This is a genomic window from Arthrobacter humicola (assembly GCF_039531445.1).
Taxonomy (GTDB): Bacteria; Actinomycetota; Actinomycetes; order Actinomycetales; family Micrococcaceae; genus Arthrobacter; species Arthrobacter humicola.
In genome coordinates, this window is record NZ_BAAAQB010000037.1 from 262,794 (window position 1) to 280,198 (window position 17,405).

The 17,405-nt window shown below is 66.1% G+C and carries 13 protein-coding genes; 6 read left to right on the top strand and 7 right to left on the bottom strand.

Features of this window, described 5'->3' with window-relative positions; genetic code table 11:
- Window positions 1-21: 21 nt before the first annotated feature.
- Both ABD243_RS14285 and ABD243_RS14290 read left to right on the top strand, forming a co-directional pair.
- The gene (locus tag ABD243_RS14285) at window positions 22-1,065 is read left to right on the top strand and encodes an agmatine deiminase family protein (protein WP_344366969.1); all 1,044 of its coding nucleotides are present in this window, start codon (window positions 22-24) and stop codon (window positions 1,063-1,065) included.
- Window positions 1,065-2,786 (top strand): amidase, encoded by a 1,722-nt coding sequence (locus ABD243_RS14290; RefSeq protein WP_344366972.1) that lies wholly within the window; start codon window positions 1,065-1,067, stop codon window positions 2,784-2,786. The genes ABD243_RS14285 and ABD243_RS14290 overlap by 1 nt, the downstream gene beginning before the upstream one ends.
- A 41-nt stretch (window positions 2,787-2,827) precedes the next feature.
- Here ABD243_RS14290 and galE read toward each other — a convergent pair whose 3' ends face one another.
- From galE to ABD243_RS14310, 4 genes are all read right to left on the bottom strand, one after another.
- Entirely contained in the window at window positions 2,828-3,865 is a 1,038-nt protein-coding gene (gene galE / locus ABD243_RS14295; protein WP_344366974.1) for a UDP-glucose 4-epimerase GalE, read from the bottom strand.
- The gene (gene galK, locus ABD243_RS14300) at window positions 3,862-5,034 is read right to left on the bottom strand and encodes a galactokinase (RefSeq protein ID WP_344366976.1); all 1,173 of its coding nucleotides are present in this window, start codon (window positions 5,032-5,034) and stop codon (window positions 3,862-3,864) included. The genes galE and galK overlap by 4 nt, the downstream gene beginning before the upstream one ends.
- Window positions 5,031-6,242, bottom strand: coding sequence for a galactose-1-phosphate uridylyltransferase (gene galT / locus ABD243_RS14305; protein ID WP_344366978.1), 1,212 nt, complete (start codon window positions 6,240-6,242; stop codon window positions 5,031-5,033). Before galT ends, galK begins: the two co-directional genes overlap by 4 nt.
- Window positions 6,243-6,521: 279 nt before the next feature.
- Entirely contained in the window at window positions 6,522-7,448 is a 927-nt protein-coding gene (locus tag ABD243_RS14310; RefSeq protein WP_344366979.1) for a C2 family cysteine protease, read from the bottom strand.
- A 330-nt stretch (window positions 7,449-7,778) separates the two neighbouring features.
- Between ABD243_RS14310 and ABD243_RS14315 the strand changes: the two genes are divergently transcribed.
- On the top strand, window positions 7,779-9,038 hold the full coding sequence (locus ABD243_RS14315; protein ID WP_344366981.1) for an NYN domain-containing protein: 1,260 nt from the start codon (window positions 7,779-7,781) through the stop codon (window positions 9,036-9,038).
- Between the two features lie 48 nt (window positions 9,039-9,086).
- Here the strand turns inward: ABD243_RS14315 and ABD243_RS14320 are convergent, their stop codons facing one another.
- The gene (locus ABD243_RS14320; RefSeq protein ID WP_344366983.1) at window positions 9,087-9,983 is read right to left on the bottom strand and encodes a LysR family transcriptional regulator; all 897 of its coding nucleotides are present in this window, start codon (window positions 9,981-9,983) and stop codon (window positions 9,087-9,089) included.
- 132 nt (window positions 9,984-10,115) lie between these two features.
- Between ABD243_RS14320 and ABD243_RS14325 the strand changes: the two genes are divergently transcribed.
- The 3 genes from ABD243_RS14325 (at window position 10,116) to ABD243_RS14335 (ending at window position 13,847) form a co-directional block, all read left to right on the top strand.
- Window positions 10,116-11,528: a M20 family metallopeptidase gene (locus ABD243_RS14325; RefSeq protein WP_344366985.1), complete on the top strand. Its 1,413-nt coding sequence runs from the start codon at window positions 10,116-10,118 to the stop codon at window positions 11,526-11,528.
- A 124-nt stretch (window positions 11,529-11,652) separates the two neighbouring features.
- Window positions 11,653-12,897, top strand: coding sequence for an MFS transporter (locus tag ABD243_RS14330; RefSeq protein ID WP_344366987.1), 1,245 nt, complete (start codon window positions 11,653-11,655; stop codon window positions 12,895-12,897).
- A gap of 299 nt (window positions 12,898-13,196) precedes the next feature.
- The gene (locus tag ABD243_RS14335; protein WP_344366989.1) at window positions 13,197-13,847 is read left to right on the top strand and encodes a M15 family metallopeptidase; all 651 of its coding nucleotides are present in this window, start codon (window positions 13,197-13,199) and stop codon (window positions 13,845-13,847) included.
- A 20-nt stretch (window positions 13,848-13,867) separates the two neighbouring features.
- Here the strand turns inward: ABD243_RS14335 and ABD243_RS14340 are convergent, their stop codons facing one another.
- Window positions 13,868-15,871, bottom strand: a complete 2,004-nt coding sequence (locus tag ABD243_RS14340; RefSeq protein ID WP_344366991.1) for a vWA domain-containing protein — start codon at window positions 15,869-15,871, stop codon at window positions 13,868-13,870.
- Window positions 15,872-15,901: 30 nt separating this feature from the next.
- Window positions 15,902-17,290: a sigma 54-interacting transcriptional regulator gene (locus tag ABD243_RS14345; RefSeq protein ID WP_344366994.1), complete on the bottom strand. Its 1,389-nt coding sequence runs from the start codon at window positions 17,288-17,290 to the stop codon at window positions 15,902-15,904.
- Window positions 17,291-17,405: the final 115 nt, after the last annotated feature.

Sequence of the window (17,405 nt, forward strand, 5' to 3'; positions counted from 1 at the left end):
AAGGACTAAGGAGCCCTTCTCATGGCGTGGAGAATGCCCGCTGAAACCGCACCTCACGATCGAACCTGGATGGCGTTCCCCCGCACCGGCCTGACCCTGGGCGACGACGCCGCTTCAGCCGAGGAGGCCTATGCGGCCTGGACGGCCGTCGCCCACGCGGTTGCCGAATTTGAGCCGGTCACCATGGTGGTGGATCCCAGCGAGCGGCAGCGGGCTGCCGACATGCTCGGCAGCGGCATAGAACAGCTTGAAGCCCCACTGGATGAGTTCTGGATGCGCGACGTCGGACCGACCTTCGTCGTCGACGACGAACGTCCCGGCGTCCTCGGCGCGGTGGACTGGGTCTTCAACGGCTGGGGTGCACCCAAGTGGTCCGAATGGGAGAAGAGCGCCGGGATGGCGCGCTTCGTGGCCGAAAAGTCCGGTGCTGAGCTCGTCAGCTCGCTGCTGGTCAACGAGGGCGGCGCCATGCACGTCGACGGCGAAGGCACCGTGCTCGTGACCGAAACCGTGCAGCTGGACCCGGGCCGGAACCCGTACGCGGACAAAGCCCGCGTCGAAGCAGAGCTGGCACGCACCATCGGCGCCCGCAAGACCGTCTGGGTGCCGCGCGGCCTGACCCGCGACTACGAGGATCTGGGCACCCGAGGCCACATCGACATGGTGGCCACCCTGCCCTCCCCCGGCCGGGTCCTGCTCCACACCCAGATGAATCCGGAGCATCCTGACTACGAGGTCAGCCGCACCCTGCAAGCGTTTTTCGAAACCCAGACGGACGCCGCAGGCAGGCCGTTCCGGATCCTCCCGCTGCCGGCCCCGCAGACACTGCGCGACGAGGAAGGCTACGTGGACTGGAGCTATGTCAACCACCTTGTGGTCAACGGCGGCGTGATCGCCTGCGGCTATGGCGAAGACAGGGCGGACGCGATGGCCGCGGAAATCCTTGCGGAGGCATACCCGGGGCGCCGCGTGGTCACCGTGGACGCCCGCCCGATCCTGGCCCGCGGCGGGGGCATCCACTGCATCACCCAGCAGCAGCCCACGCTCGACGGGCCGGTGGCGTGATGGCGGGCTTCGACGTCGTCGAGGCGTCCATCGCCCAGTTGCGTGACGCCTTGGAGTCCGGCCGGGCCAGCAGTGAGGACCTTACCCGTTCCTACCTTGAGCGCATCGCAACCTACGACCACAACGGCATCACGCTGAACTCGCTCGTCGTCATGAACCCTGACGCCCTGGCGGATGCCAGTGCCTCTGACGAGCGCCGGGCCGGGGGCACGACGCTCGGGCCGCTGGACGGCATCCCGTACACGGCCAAGGACAGCTATCTGGTGAGGGGCCTTACCGCCGCAGCCGGTTCGCCTGCTTTCGAGCATCTCGTGGCACAGCGGGATGCGTTCACCATCGAACGTCTGCGGGCGGCAGGCGCGGTGCTCATAGGCCTCACAAACATGCCGCCCATGGCCAACGGCGGCATGCAACGCGGCGTCTACGGCCGCGCAGAGAGCCCCTACAACGCCGATTTCCTCACGGCGGCATTCGGCTCCGGCTCCTCCAACGGTTCTGGCACCGCGACGGCGGCGAGCTTCGCGGCGTTCGGCCTTGGGGAGGAGACGTGGTCCAGCGGGCGCGCGCCGGCGTCGAACAACGCGCTGTGCGCGTACACGCCCTCGCGAGGGGTCATTTCCGTCCGTGGCAACTGGCCGCTGGTGCCCACCATGGATGTGGTGGTGCCGCACACGCGCTCCATGGCAGACCTGCTCGAGGTGCTCGACGTGATCGTGGCCGACGACGCACAGACCCGCGGCGACTTCTGGAGGGTCCAGCCGTGGGTGGACATCCCGGCCGCCTCGGCGCTCCGCCCGTCCTCCTACCCTGCGCTGGCGCCGGCAGATGCCGACGACGCACGCTCGGTGTTGAAGGGCAGGCGGCTGGGCGTGCCGCGGATGTACGTCAACGCCGACCCCGACGCCGGCAGCAGCGAGAAGCCCGGCATCGGCGGGCCGACCGGCCAGCGCATCCACACCCGCGGCTCGGTGATGGAACTGTGGGAAGCGGCACGGCGCGATCTTGAGGCGGCCGGCGCCGAGGTTGTGCTGGTCGACTTTCCGGTGGTGTCCAACTATGAAGGAGACCGCCCCGGGGCACCCACGATCGCCACGCGCGGCCTGGTGAGCCCGGAATACCTGCAGCGGGAAATCCTGGATCTCTCGGCCTGGGCCTGGGAAGACTTCCTCGCAGCGAACGGCGACCCTGCCCTGAACACTTTGGCTGCGGTGGACGGCGCAACGATCTTCCCCCATCCGGACGGGGCGCTCCCGGACCGCTATGCCGGCTTTGATGACGACATCGCCAACTACCCTGGATACATCCGCAAGTACGGCGCCGCATCGTTGACGGACATCCCGCATCTCAAAGGTGGCCTGCAGGGCCTGGAGGAGACCCGCCGCGTGGACCTGGAGGCATGGATGGACAGACTCGGACTGGACGCCGTGCTGTTTCCCGCCGCCGCGGACGTCGGGCCCGCGGACATGGACGTCAACGAGGCCTCGGCGGATCTCGGCTGGCGCAACGGCGTCTGGGTCGCCAACGGCAACCTCGTGCCGCGCCATCTGGGCATCCCGACCGTCACTGTGCCCATGGGCACGATGGCCGACACCGGCATGCCCGTTGGCCTGACCCTCGCGGGCCGGGCCTACGATGACACCTCACTGCTGAGCCTGGCCGCCGCGTTTGAGGCAACGGGTTCCCGCCGGACAACTCCCCCACGGACGCCCCGGCTGACGTAAGCGAGACCGGACATATCCGGATTGAGTACTTGGCTGGCGCTCTATTCCGTCATGTGCGGCGCACCCAAAGCGTTGTAGCCGTGCGGGTTGTTCTTCTGCCAGCACCAGTGGTCCGCGCACATCTCATCAACAGTCCTCGTGGTGGACCAGCTCAGGTCCGCCAGGGCCGAGGCCGCGTCGGCCCAGAAGGCGGGGAGGTCGCCGGCGCGGCGTCCGGTGAGCTCGTAAGGGATCGGACGGCCCGCGGCCTTCTCGAAGGAGTGCAGGACCTCGAGCACGGAGGAGCCCTTGCCCGAGCCGAGGTTCCAGCGGAAGACGCCGGCCCGGCCCGCCACGTGGTCGAGCGCGGCGACGTGTCCTTCGGCCAGGTCCACCACGTGGATGTAGTCGCGCAGACAGGTGCCGTCCGGGGTGTCGTAGTCGCCGCCGAACACCATCAGTTTCTCGCGCCGGCCCACCGCCACTTGGGCGATGAACGGTACAAGGTTGTTGGGAATGCCCTGCGGGTCCTCGCCGATCCGGCCGGAGGGGTGGGCGCCGACGGGGTTGAAGTACCTCAGGAGGGCGATGTGCCAGCGGCCGTCCGCTGCTCCGAGGTCGGCAAGGATGTCCTCGATCTGTTCCTTGGTCCGGCCGTAGGGGTTGTTGGCGCCGATCTCCATCTTCTCCACGTAGGGGATCGGGTTGTGTTCGCCGTATACCGTCGCCGAGGAGCTGAAGACGATTGAGCGGACGCCGTGCCGGTCCATCGCCCGGAGCAGGTTCAGGGTGCCCACGAGGTTGTTGTGGTAATACATCAGGGGCTCCCGGACGGACTCCCCGACGGCCTTGAGGCCGGCGAAGTGGATGACGGCGTCGACCGGGTATTCGGTGAAGACGGCATCCACCGCCGCCTCATCAACCAGGTCCACAAGGCGGAAGGTCAAGGGCGTGCCGCTGAGCTCGGCAACCCGGCGGAGCGATTCCTCGCTGGAGTTGACGAGGTTGTCGATCACCACCACCTCATGGCCGGCTTCCTGCAGGGACAGAACGGTGTGCGAACCGATGTAGCCGGCACCCCCGGTGACCAGAATTCTCATTGGATGCGCTCCGCGCCGGCTGAGGGGGTGACGGTGAAGATTTCCGGCCGGGTGAATCCCGCCTCCGCGAAGGCGCGGACGACGGCGTCGCGGACGTCCTGCTCATGCTCCACGGGAGTCAGGGCGATCGCCGAGCCGCCGAACCCGCCGCCGGTCATGCGGGCACCGATGGCGCCGTGGATCCGGGCCGTGTCCACGGCGAGGTCGAGTTCGGGGCAGGAAATCTCAAAATCGTCCCGCATTGAGGCGTGGCTGGCATCGAGAAGGTCACCGATATGGGCCGGGCCCTGGGAGCGGAGAGTCTCCACCGTCCGCAGGACGCGGCCGTTTTCCGTGACGATGTGACGGACCCGCCGAAACGTGGTCGGATCGAGCACCTCGCTGGCGTTCTGAAGGTCGGCGACGGCGACATCCCGCAGGGCACGCACGCCCAGGACCTCGGCGCCGAGCTCGCAGGAGGCGCGGCGGGAGGCGTAACCGCCGTCGGCGTGGGAGTGCGAGACTTTCGTGTCGATGACGAGCAGGACCAGTCCCGACTCCTGCGCCTCGAACGGCACGAGTTGAACGGATTGGTCCCGGCAGTCGAGGAAGACGGCGTGGCCGCTGGTGCCGCGCAGCGACGCCGACTGGTCCATGATGCCGGTCGGCGCGCCGACGAACGCGTTTTCGGCGTGCTGGGTCAGCAAGACCATCTCCTGGGCCGAAAGCCCTGCACCGGTGAGTTCGTTGAGGGCCGTCACGACGGCGCATTCGATCGCGTGGGAGGATGACAGCCCCGCGCCCAGCGGGACATCGGAATCCAGCAGCAGATCGAAGCCCGGAACCTCAACGCCGCGCTGCTGCAACGCCCACACGACGCCCAGGGGGTACTTGGCCCAGCCGGGCGCCCGGCCGGGTATCAGGGACGCGGCGTTGGCCTCCACAATGCCGTCGTCGCCGGAGGTGGACAGCAGCCGGACGGTGGAGTCGTCCCGGAGCCGGACCGCCGTCGTCGCGCGTTTGTCGATGGCGAAGGGCAGCACGAAGCCTTCGTTGTAGTCGGTGTGTTCACCGATCAGGTTCACCCGCCCGGGGGCGGCCCAGACGCCGTCCGGGGCGGCCCCGAAGGTGGCCTCAAAGCGGCTGATCAGGTTGTCCGGATGGGCGTCGGCGCGGGTGGGCGTGTTCATGCAGGGGCGCCTTCCGGGGTCAGGGTGGTGCGGGTTGCGGTGTGGGTTGTGGTGCGGGTTGCGGTGCCGGCCGTTGTGCCGGCGACGTCACTGGCCACTTCACTGGCTACTTCGCTGCCTACTTCACGCAGCCGGGCGGCGACCGATTCGGGGGTGATGTCATTGATGAAGGCCCCCATCGCCGCTTCGGAGCCCGCCAGGTACTTGAGCTTGTCGGCGGCGCGCCGGGGCGAGGTCAGCTGCAGATGCAGTTGGCCCGCCCGGCGCATCTCCGTCTCCAGAGGGGCCTGGTGCCAGGCCGCAATGTAGGGGGTCGGCGTCGGGTATAGGGCGTCGAAGCGCCGCAGGAGATCCGGGTAGAGGTGCGCCAGCTCATCGCGTTCGGCCCCGCTCAGCGCCGCCAGATCCGGAACCTGACGGTGCGGGACGAGGTGGACTTCCAGCGGCCAGCGCGCGGCAAACGGCACATAAGCGCTGAAGTGTTCGCCCTCCAGGACCATGCGGCTGCCGTCACTGCGCTCGGCCTGCAGCACGGACGCGGCGAGCGTCGCCGTGCCGTCGGAGGCATCGAAGTACGCGCCGGCCGCGGCGGCCAGGACGGCGGCACGCGGCGTCACGTAGGGGTAGGCGTAGATCTGCCCGTGCGGGTGGTGCAGGGTGACGCCGATCTCGGCGCCCCGGTTTTCAAACGGGAAGACCTGCCGGATGCCGGGCAGGGCGCTGAGGGCCTCGGTCCGGTGGGCCCAGGCGTCAATCACGGTCCGTGTGCGGCGCCAGCCCAGATCGGCGAAGGACCCCGTGTGCTCCGGGGTGAACGCCACCACCTCGCAGCGGCCCACGGCCGGTGTCGAGGTTCCCCAGGCAAGTGCCGCCGGGAGCTCGCTCGTGGCCGGCCCGAGCGAGGGGAAACGGTTTTCAAAGACAGCGACGTCGTAGTCCGGAGCCGGAATCTCGGTCAGGTTGGCCGGCGTCGTCGGGCAGATCGGGCACCGGTCCGCCGGCGGCAGGTGCGTACGGGACTGCCGGTGGGCGGCGACGGCGACCCATTCCCGGCTGAGCGCGTCGAAGCGCAACTGGCCCGGGTCGGGGCGGACGGGCAGTTCGCGGTGGTCCGTCAGGGATTCGGGGGCCCGTTCCGCTGTGCCGGCATCGTCAAAGTAGAGGATCTCCCGGCCGTCGGCCAGGAAGGTCGTAGTGATGCATGTCATGTTCACATTTGTACACTAACGTTCGAATGAAAACAATATCGAACAAAGTGAAACATTGCCGGCGGCGCGAGGAGGGATCGCACGCGTTGCGGACCTGACCGTGGGCGCCAGCACGATCGAGGCCATGGAGGAGGGGTGCATCGACGACGACGACGGGTCTGGCAGCGGCCGAGGCCGGAAAGCGGAAACGGCTCCGAACCGCCGGACGGGTGCTTCCCCGGGATCCGTGAATCCCGACAGCGGCGCTTGGCCGCCGTCGTTCGCTCAACTGTCTGCTTCTCAGGGATAGGTGGGTATCGCGATGTACTGGTTGATGTTCGTGGACCGGAAGGTGTCAAACGACAGCGTTTCCTGGCCGCCCTCCGGATTTCCCACCACGACGGTTTGGTCGGAGGCGTTCACGTCCAGCACTGCGTAGGAGTGGTCGGATACGAGCTTGCCGTCGGAGTTTGAGGTCCCCAGCGTGACAAGGCCGTTCGCGAAATCCTGCTGCACCTGCTCAAAGCTCACTTGCGTCATGGGGCCGCCGGGGTTGCGGTCGACGCCCGCCTTGCCGGTGATGGCATAGAGGCCATTGTGCACATCGTGATCCTGGGCGTTGCTGAGGTCAGTGCCTTCGATGCCTTTATAGCTGTTGCCGTTCGCGGCCGCCCAGCCTTTCTCGATAATCGCCGCCCATGAAACGTTTTTGCCACCGATATTTTCGATGCCATTTTCAACGGTTTTGCCGCGGCGATATGGGAGGTCACCGTTGACCGTCACCTGCACCGGATTGGGCACCCCGTCGTACTTGCTGTGAAATGAAATGGTGTAAGTGCCGTCACCATTGTCGTGAACCATGTTTTGAATGGTGTCAGGCTCCCGCGCGGCCACCGTCAGCAGAGCCGCCAGGAAATAGCAGTCTCCGACGTCGCCCTGCTGGATATTTGTCAGGTCGCCGGAAATATTCGGTTTGCCGTTAGCGTCGAGGGCAAACAGCACCTGGTTCGGTACTCTCTGGTAGGTCCCGCGACTCACCGAGGGGTTTGTGCCCGCAGGCCCCGATACGCCCGGAGGCGCCGACGCTCCCGGACTCGACGCAGGGTTCGGCATAACGGTCGCCCGGTAAATGAAAACAAGCGAAATTCCAAGAATGACCACGACGGCAATCAGTGAGTAAATGCCGATGGCGCGAAATTTAGCTGATCCGAATGCTGCACGTTTCATGTGACGTGCCCTCCCGTTCTGCGGGCTACTGCTTGGGCGGCGACATCGCCGCGTCAAGATCCACCGGCATCCTCGCCGCCGGACCCTGGTAAGTGATCAAGTCGCCAACTAATAAACAGCTTGCCGTAGGCAACCAGACCCGCGCAAGGACCAGCGGAGGATCCACAGGCAAAACACATGGAAGTCACAGCTAGGGAACCGGCCTGGCCCGCAATGAGTCCGTGACGTGCCGGGGACGGCGGCGAGAGCCCTTGCGTTCGCCGCCGGCAAGCGGCACCAACTGGAACGACACATCTGGCACGTCCCGTCTCCTGCTGGCACACTGAGCCGATGAGTGATCCTCTCCCCCAGTCCCGGCGGCCTGGCATCCGCGCCGCGATGTTCGTGGACTTCGACAACGTCTATACGGGCCTGATGGCTTTGGACCCCGCCGCGGCCAAGAGGTTCGCCGAGGATCCCAAGCACTGGACGGAAGCGCTGGCAGACGGCGGCACAGGTGCGGAATCCCGGCGTTTCCTGATCCGCAACTGCTACCTCAACCCGGTGATCTACTCCAAGTACCGGCCCTACTGGACCCGGGCGGGCTTCCGCGTGATCGACTGCCCCTCCCTCACGCAGCGCGGCAAGTCCAGCACCGACATCAACCTGGTCCTGGACGCGATGGATGCGCTGTCCGGCGCGGCGCATGTTGAGGAATTCTTCGTTGCCTCGGCGGATGCGGACTTCACCTCGCTGGTTCAGAGGTTCCGGGCGGCCGACCGGATGACGACGGTCATCGCCGCCGGGGCTGTGGCGTTCGCGTACCGGGAGATGGCCGACAGCGTGGTGGAGTCCCACGACTTCGTGGCAATCCTCAACGGCACCTCGGCCGAGATCCCCCGCATGGTGCCCTCCGCCGGACTTGCCGCCCCGCTCCGCACCGCACCGGGTGTTTCCGTGGCCGCGACGACGGCCGCCGACGAGGTCCGCGCCCTGGTGCAGGCCGCGCCCGGTCCGGTCACCGGGGCCGTGGCAGCGCACAGGGCCCTAACGGCTGACCCGTCGCTGAAGACCGATTGGGGCGGTCACGGAAAGTTCGGGGCCTGGATCGCGCAGATCGGCCAGGGCGTCCAATACTCATCCACGCCGTCCCCCGGCTGGGTATGGGACGCGAAGCGGTTCTCGCCGGAGCTGTCCTCGCTGGCCTCCGAAGGCAGGCCGGCGATCGAGGAGCAGGTCACCCGGGTCACCGACGTGCCGGCCCTCTCCGCCGATCAGTTCCGGCAGGTCTTCGTCTCGCTGGAGGCGAAGCTCCGCGAGCACCCCGGCAACCGCAGCGAACTCGCCCGATCCGTCCGGGACGACTGTGTGGCGGCCGGGCAGCCGGTGTCCCGCTCGGCCGTCAACTTCGTGATCCAGGGCGTGGTGTACGCCGGAGGCTCCCTCTCCGACGACATGACCGCCAGGGACCTCGCCGCCGCGTGGGCCAGGAACGTTGAAGAGCTCTGCCGGCTCGCCCTCATGGAGTTCGACGACGCCGAGAAGCTTGCGCTCAAGCGCTGGGCCGGGGGCGGCCTGCTGGAGGCGGGCCCGGGCAATTCCCGGGCCTAAGGCTGCGCCCCACGCACCAGGACCACCGGTTGTTGCCTTGCTCCTGCGCTAGCTTTCGGCAAGAATCCCGGCCAAGACTTCAATGAAGGCCGTCTGCACCGCAGGTCTGCGCCGGCCAGCCATCGTCTGAATCTGCGCCTGCCGCTGGTGAAATACCGGATGATCGATAGCCACGAAGACAAGCCCGTCCTCCCCCTCCGGACGAGCCACAAGACGGCTCATCAGTGCCGCCCCGGCTCCTGCCCGGGCGAATTCCAATGCAGGGCTGACCTGATCCGCTGACAGTGCAATCCGCGGAGATATCTGTTCCATCTGCACGGCTATGTCGAAAAGCTCTCGCTGGCTGAGGCCTTTAGCGGGAAGGGTAAGCGGATATGCACACAGTTCGTCAAGGCGCACGCTGTTTCGATCCGCGAGCGGATGTCCTGTGGCTACCACGGCGAAGGCCGGAGCGGCCGCGGAAAACTCAACGGTCACATCACGTTGGAGCCCCAGCGCGTAAACGGCGGCGATGTCTGTCCGGCCGTCGACGACCATCCGCGTCGCTTCGGCTGAAGAGACCACATCCAAGTGAAAGTCGACGTCGTGATAGTCCACGATGAACCGGGCGATCGCCTGGGGAACCCTGCACCTGGCAAGCCCCTCAGAACTGACAACGTTGATGATTCGCTTTTGCCGCTTGTCAAAATCTTGAAGTTCCCGGATCAGCGCCTCTCCTTCGGCTTCACTTCGCCTAGCGTGCGCAAGTAGGAGCCGTCCAGCCTCCGTCAGCGTCATTCCTCGCGGATGCCGCGCAAACAGCGTGACGCCGATCGTGCGCTCCAGGTTGCTTATCTGCCGGCTAATGGCGGACGCCGACACGTGCTGGGCGATGGCAGCTTCCGTAATTGAACCGGTTCGGGCCACGTCATGAAAATAGACCAGTGCAGTAGGAAGCATCCTCATTGGCCCCATCTAAGCTCCGGTTTGCCTTGAAGTCAACGCCACTTGATAAAACGATGCTGGTTTGTGAGCTGGCGCACTCCTAACGTTGATTCCGTTCACCCGGCACAAGGCACTATCCCAGGAGCACCGACCATGACCCTTCCGCAGGAAATATCAAGCATTGCAGAGGCATATGTTTCAGACGGACAACTGTTCGAGGAGCTGAAACGCCTAGTTTCTTACCGGACGGAGAGTGCTACCGCAGCCGGGCGAATTGCCTTGAAAGCATACCTGGAAGATGTTCTCGTTCCAGCCCTGGCAGAGCTCGGCTGCGACACCGAGCTTCATCCCCGCTGGAACGGCGGGGCCAACTCGTTTCTGATCGGCACCCGATTCGAGTCCGAGGAACTTCCAACCGTCCTTTGCTACGGGCACGCAGATGTTGTCGGTGGTCAGGACGATGGCTGGGACGACGACCGCAGCCCGTGGGTCCTCGACGCGGACGGCGACCGCTGGTATGGCCGCGGAACGGCCGACAACAAGGGCCAGCATCTGATCAATCTGGCGGCGCTGCGCATCCTGCTGGAAAGCAACGGCCGTCTGGGCTTCAATCTGAAGTTCCTGTTCGAATGCGGCGAGGAGATCGGGTCGCCCTCGCTGGATGAGTTTTCCTCGGTCAACAAAGACAAATTGGCAGCGGACATCTTCATTGCCTCAGACGGCCCCAGACTGAGCGCGGAGTCGCCTACAATATTTCTCGGATCGAGGGGCGGAATCACGTTTGAACTGGACGTCAACCTGCGGTCCGGCAGCTACCACTCCGGCAACTGGGGCGGTCTACTGCGCAACCCGGGGACGACACTGGCAGCTGCCATCGGCACCTTAGTCGACGGGCACGGAAGAATTCTCTTGCCGGAGCTGCTTCCAACAACCATCCCCGAGTCCGTTCAAACGGCGCTCAGCAACATTGCCATTCCTCACACTCCCGGGGACCCGCACATCGACACTGACTGGGCGGACACCGGCCTCACACCAGCCGAACGACTCTACGGCTGGAACGCTCTGGAGGTTCTGGCCCTTGGCTCCGGCGACATCGAAGCACCGATCCACGCGATCCCGGGATCGGCGCGTGCGATACTCCAGCTCCGGTTCGTAGCAGGCACGCCGACGGACGGTGTTGAAGCCACCATCCAGGCCCACCTTGACCGCCACGGATTCGAAATGGTGCGGGTGCGCCAAACCACGTTCTTTCCCGCGAGCCGCCTCGACCCCGCCAATCCCTGGGTGGAATGGGCACGCCGTTCCATCCACGGCACCACCGGCATCCAGCCCACAGTGCTGCCGAACATCGGCGGTTCCCTGCCGAATCACGTCTTTGAGGGCGTTCTGGGTCTTCCGACGCTTTGGATCCCGCATTCCTATCCCGGCTGCCGCCAACACGCACCCAACGAACACATGCTGGCGTCCATCGCCAGCCAGGGTCTGAAGATCGCCTGCGGCCTCTTCTACGATCTGGGCCAGACCGGCGTCAACGTCGAACTTCCGCTCTCCGCGACCACAGCCTGAGCCACCCCAATACCGGAGCAAAACAATGAACCCTGCACAAAAGGCCTCCCCGATAGGAACCGCCGTCGCCGGCCCCAAACCATCAGCCGGCGCCCCGTCCCCAAAGAGGACACCCCCGCAAAAAATGGCCTCGCCCGTCCGCGGGATTGCGGCCGCGACGATCGGCAATGCGCTCGAATGGTTCGACATGTCCATCTACGCGCTGCTGGCCATCTACATAGGAAGGAACTTCTTCCCATCCGATAACCCTGCCACCGGGGTCATCCAGGCTTTCGCAGTTTTCGGCGCGTCCTATCTGATCCGCCCGTTGGGTGGCCTGGTCCTTGGCTCCTATGCCGACCGGAAGGGCCTCAAAAAGGGTCTGATGCTGACAATCCGCCTAATGGTGTTGGGAACCGCGCTGATTGCGTTCATGCCAAACTATGATTCCATCGGCATTCTGGCGCCCCTCGGGATCATCGTGGCACGTCTCATTCAAGGCTTCTCCGCTGGCGGTGAATTTGGCGCGGCAACGTCCTACCTCATCGCACAAAACTCAGAACGCCGCGGATTCCTGGGAAGCTTCCAATTCGCCAGTCAGGGTCTGGGATCGCTGACCGCAGCAATCTTCGTTGTCGCGCTCACAACGGTGGTGTCAAACGAGGACATGATGTCCTGGGGCTGGCGGATACCGTTCGTCTTCGGACTTCTGGTTGGACCTGCCGGCTACTACATCCGCAAATTCGTCGACGAAGCACCCATAGACCACGGGCCCGATCCGGAACGCCACGAGCCGATCCGCGACCTCTTCAAGAGCCAGAAAGTGGGCATCCTTATCGCTGGGGGCGCCCTCGTCGTATCCACTGCAATGAGCTTCATCCTCGACTACATGCCCACCTTTGGCATCCAACAACTCGGGCTGCCCAAATCGTCGTCATTCTTCTGCCTCGTTCTCACCGGCATCATTCTGACTTTCGGAACTCCCATGGTGGGGCACTTGTCGGACAAGTACGGCAGAACCAAAATAATGATTCCTGCAGCTTGCGCCATCGGAATATCGGTAATTCCGTTGTTCCTTTGGCTCAATGCCGGCCGCACGTTCTTCGTCCTGGCCTCCGTCATGGTCATCCTCGCGCTGCTCAAGGCCATCTATTTCGGTGCTCTGCCGTCGGTCATGTCCGATGCCTTCCCCGCCCGGGCCCGTGCCACCGGGCTGTCATTCAGCTATAACACTGCCGTCGCCGTCTTCGGAGGCTTCACGCCGATGATCGCCGCGTTCCTCGTCCAAGCGACCGGGCAGAATATGTCCCCCGGCTACTACATCGCCGCACTCTCCTGCCTCAGTATCGTTGCCCTGAGCTGCGGCCTGAAGTACCGCGGGATCCGGTGATAATTGAGCACCTAAACTCGTCTGACCCCTGACCCCCGACCCCCGACACCTGGCCGGCGGCGGCCTGCTGGAGCCCAACGGCGGCAGCTCCCGAGCCTAAGGCTGCGCCCCACACGGACGACGGCGGACCTCCCGCCGTCGTCCGCTTGCGTTTGACGGGTGTTTTGCCGTGCCCTTGGCCTGCCCGCCCCTCGACGAGTCCGCGCGTCCCCTCGACCCCGGCGCCTGCAGACCGATAGAGTTCCCGCATCTGTTCCGGACAATTCTTAGGAGCCCTCGTGCTTAAAGGAATCAGTAGGATGACAGGTGCCGTGGCGGGGCTGGTGCTTTCGCTCGGCATGATCGCACCGTCGGTGGCGGCAGTGGCCGCGGCGGGCTACGACATCAGTTCCGCCTCCAGCCTGCAGGTGGTGGTCAACAAACACCGGCAACTGAACCCTGCCACCTACGTGCCGGCGCAGCTGGTCAGGGTCCAGGGGGAACGGTTGCGGGCGGAGGCTGCGGACGCCTACAAGCAGTTGACCAGGGCCGCCAAGGCGGCCGGCGTGAACATCATTCCCATCAGCGGCTACCGGTCGTTCAGCCAGCAGGCCAGCCTCTATGACAGCTACGTGAGCCAGTACGGACAGGCGACGGCGGATACCTTGGCTGCGAGAGCCGGCTACAGCGAGCACCAGACCGGTTTGGCGATGGACATCGGCAATGCCAGCGGAACCTGCGCCCTGCAAGCCTGCTTCGCGAATACCCCGGCGGGGCAGTGGGCGGCTAAGAACTGCCGGGATTACGGATTCATCATCCGATATCCGGCCGGCGCCGAGGCCACTACCGGCTACACCTACGAGCCATGGCATCTGCGCTATGTGGGAAAGAACGTCGCCCTCGATATGGGCAGCACGGAGACCCTTGAGGATTACTTCGGCCTGGAAGCGGCCCCGGATTATCTCCAATAAGGCGGCGACGCGCAGATCGTCTATGTAGCCCAGTCGGCGTCGTCGTAGGGGCGTCCGCGGAAGTGGGCGCGGAGATACTCCCCTACCACCGCAGCGCCCAGATCCCCGGCGTCGGGCGCCACCACCCGGCCGTCGATCCGGCGGGCCATCCGCTGGACAAACCGTTCCAGGCCTGGGTCGTCGCCGAGCCGGAAGAACGTGGCCTGCGTACCGGCACGCCCAAGGCGGTCCAGCTCGGCGATGGTGACACGGATGGTCTCCGGGTCCGGCGGCCAATTGAACCACGAGTCGCCGTCGGCCAGCAGGTGCGCGGTGGGTTCGCCGTCAGTGACCACTAAGAGAACCGGCTGCATGGACGGGTGCTGGCGGAAGAATCTGCCGGCGAGCAGCAATCCGTGGTGCAGGTTGGTTCCCTGCTCGCGCAGGGCCGGCAGGGACGTGAGCTCGCCGATATCCATGGACTGCGCGTACCGGCCGAACGTGATCAGCTGCAGCCGGTCGCCGCGGAACCGTGTTGTGACCAGATGGTGCAGGGCGAGTGCGGTGCGTTTCATGGGCACCCACCGTCCCTCGGCGGCCATGGAGAAGGACACGTCCGCGAGCAGGACGACGGCGGCCTGCGTGCGCGCTTCCGTCTCGGTCACTTCGATGTCACCCACGGCGAGGCGCAATCCCCGCCCCGGGTCACCTCCGTCGGCAATCGTGCGGCGGATCGCGTTGGTGATGGTTCGGGTGACGTCCCACGGTTCGGCGTCGCCGAACTCCCACTGGCGGCTGGAGCCGGTCTGTTCCCCGGCTGCCCCGGCAACGCGGGTGTCCCGGCGGCCCTGACGGCCGGAGAGCTGCTTGGCGGTGTCGCGCAGCAGCGACCGGCCCAGTCGCCGCATGGCCTGCGGGGAGAGCTTCAGGTCGCCGTCTGCGCCGCGCTGGAGGAAGCCGCCGTCGTGCATGGCCTTTTCGATCTCCGCGAGCGTCCGGGCGGACACGGCAGCGTCCTGTCCCAGCTGCCGGGCGAGCGCGTCCAGGTCCAGGTCGTCCAGGCGGGAGCCGTTGTAGGACTGGGAGAGCTGTTCGGCGAGTTCGTCGAGCTCGGCGAGGTCCTGCAGCACGCCGGTGCCGTCGCCGAGGCCCAGCCCCTCCTCGCCCTCAAAGCGTTCGGAGCCGGACCAGTCCTCGCCGGGGCGCAGCGCCTGCAGGTTGGCATCGAGTTGGCCCAGCTGTGCCATAAGCTCCGGGGAGCCGAACGCCTGGGCGGAGAGCCGCATCAGCTCCTCGCGCTGCTCGGCGGACATGGACCGAAGCATCCGCTGGGCGGCGGCCGCGCGCTGGGCGAGCGCGTCGATCAGCTCCTCGACGGACTGCGGGTTCTCCGGGAAGAACTGGCCGTGTTTAGCCATAAACTCCTGGAAATCCGCGTCGGCGTCCTCCCCGCGCCGGTGTTTGTCGAGGAGTTCGTTGAGGTCCTGCAGCATCTCGGCCACGGCCGCGCGGTCCTCCTCCGTGGCGCCCTCGAGCGCCTGCTTCATCCCGGCGAACCGCTGGTCCAGGATCTCGCGGCCCAGCAGGTCCTTGATCCGCTCGTAGGCTTCCCGGGCGGTGCTGGACTGCCAGTCATAGGAGGCGAGTTCGTTGACCGCTGCCGCCGTGGACTTCGGCAGGTTCTGCAGCTGCATCTCCCGTAAGGCGCGGTCCGTGTCGTCCATCCGAACGTCGCGGGCGAACTGCTTGCGCTCCTCCAGCACCGCAGTGTCGAGCAGCTTCTGGACCTCACTGAGGGTGCCGTCCAGCCGGTGCCGGCTTAGCAGGTCACTCCGCCGCTGCTGTACGCGACCGGCGAGGTCATCGAGCCCTTCCCGGCTGCGGCCGCCGCGCCGCAGGAACTCCTGCAGGGCGTGCCGGGGCGAGTAGCCGGCCATGACGTCCTCGGCGACGGCCTCAAGTGCCTCCGCCAGGTCGACCGGCGGGGCGAGCGGATCGGGTCCTCCCGTATACCGGCCGTATCGGGACCGGTTGTGAACGCTCATGGGCACTCCTGTACTCAGCCGTAGATGTAGTCAGCCGTAGATCGTCGCCTCGTCGTCGGACTCCTTGGAGATCCGCCGGGCGAGGTAGAGCCCTTCCAGTGCAAGTTCGACGGCGGCGGCTCGCTGCCCGTCGTTTGTCGCGCCCAGGCGCTCAGTGATTTCGTCGTAGAGGCTGGATCCGTTGAGGGGCGGAAGATTTTGGAGGAACTCCCGCGCTGTGACCAGTTCCCCCGTAGTCACCGTGGAATGACCGTCGAGCGCGGCCACGAGCGGACCCATGTCGATGCCGTGGAAGTGCGCCCGCACCGCTTCCGCGGTAGCCATGCGCAAAAGGTGGTCCAGGATGTCCTGTTCCCGCCCTTCCTCGCCCGACTCGAACTCAATCTTCCCTCCGAGGACCTCCACCGCCGCGTCCAGGTCGATGATCCGGGCGACGGCTTCGTCTTCTCCGCGGACGCTGGCGCGGCGCAGGGCGGCCGCGGCGACGGTTTCGGCACCGGCAATGGCGAAGCGCGCGGAGACTCCGGAGGTCTGGTTGATCGCCGGGGACTGCCGCAGCGCCCGGGTGTAGCGGGCCAGGATCTCGAGGATGACTGGCGGGACGCCGGCCACCAGGTGCCCCTCCTGCCGGATAACGGCGACCTCGTCGTCGAGCTCGATCGGGTAATGGGTGCGGATCTCGGCACCGAAGCGGTCCCGCAGCGGCGTAATGATCCGGCCGCGGTTCGTATAGTCCTCCGGATTGGCGGACGCGACCACCAGGACATCCAGCGGCAGCCGCAGCACGTAGCCGCGGATCTGGATGTCGCGCTCCTCCATCACGTTGAGCATCGACACCTGGATCCGCTCGGCGAGGTCGGGCAGTTCGTTGATGGCGATGATTCCGCGGTTGGAGCGTGGGACCAGGCCGTAGTGGATGGTTTCCGGGTCGCCGAGACGGCGGCCCTCGGCCACCCGCATGGGGTCGACGTCGCCGATCAGGTCGGCGACGGAGGTGTCCGGCGTCGCAAGCTTCTCAACGTACCGTTCCGAGCGGTGGCGCCACGACACCCGCAACCGGTCCCCCTCGGTGAGGGCACGGGCGTGGGAGTGCTCGGTGATGGGTTCGTACGGGTGTTCGTTCAGTTCCGAGTCCTCGATCACCGGCGACCACTCGTCCAGCAGCCCGGCCAGGGTGCGGAGGAGCCGCGTCTTGCCCTGTCCCCGTTCGCCCAGCAGGACGACGTCGTGGCCGGCGAGCAGTGCCCGCTCGAGCTGGGGCAGGACGGTCCGGCTGAAGCCGTACATCCCGGGCCAGGGATCCCGGCCGGCGGCGAGCGCGGCCAGCAGGTTGTCACGGATTTCGCGGCGCAGGTCCTTGTGAACGTGGCCGGAGGCACGCAGTTCACCAACAGTGAAGATATCGGGGCGATCACTCACTCCTCCACCGTAGACCTGTACCCGGCGGGGAATCGAGGGATTCTTTGAGATTCCTGAGCTTTGGGCCCGAGTGCGGCATACCGCTCTGCGCCTCCCCCTTCCCTCGCAAGCTCGG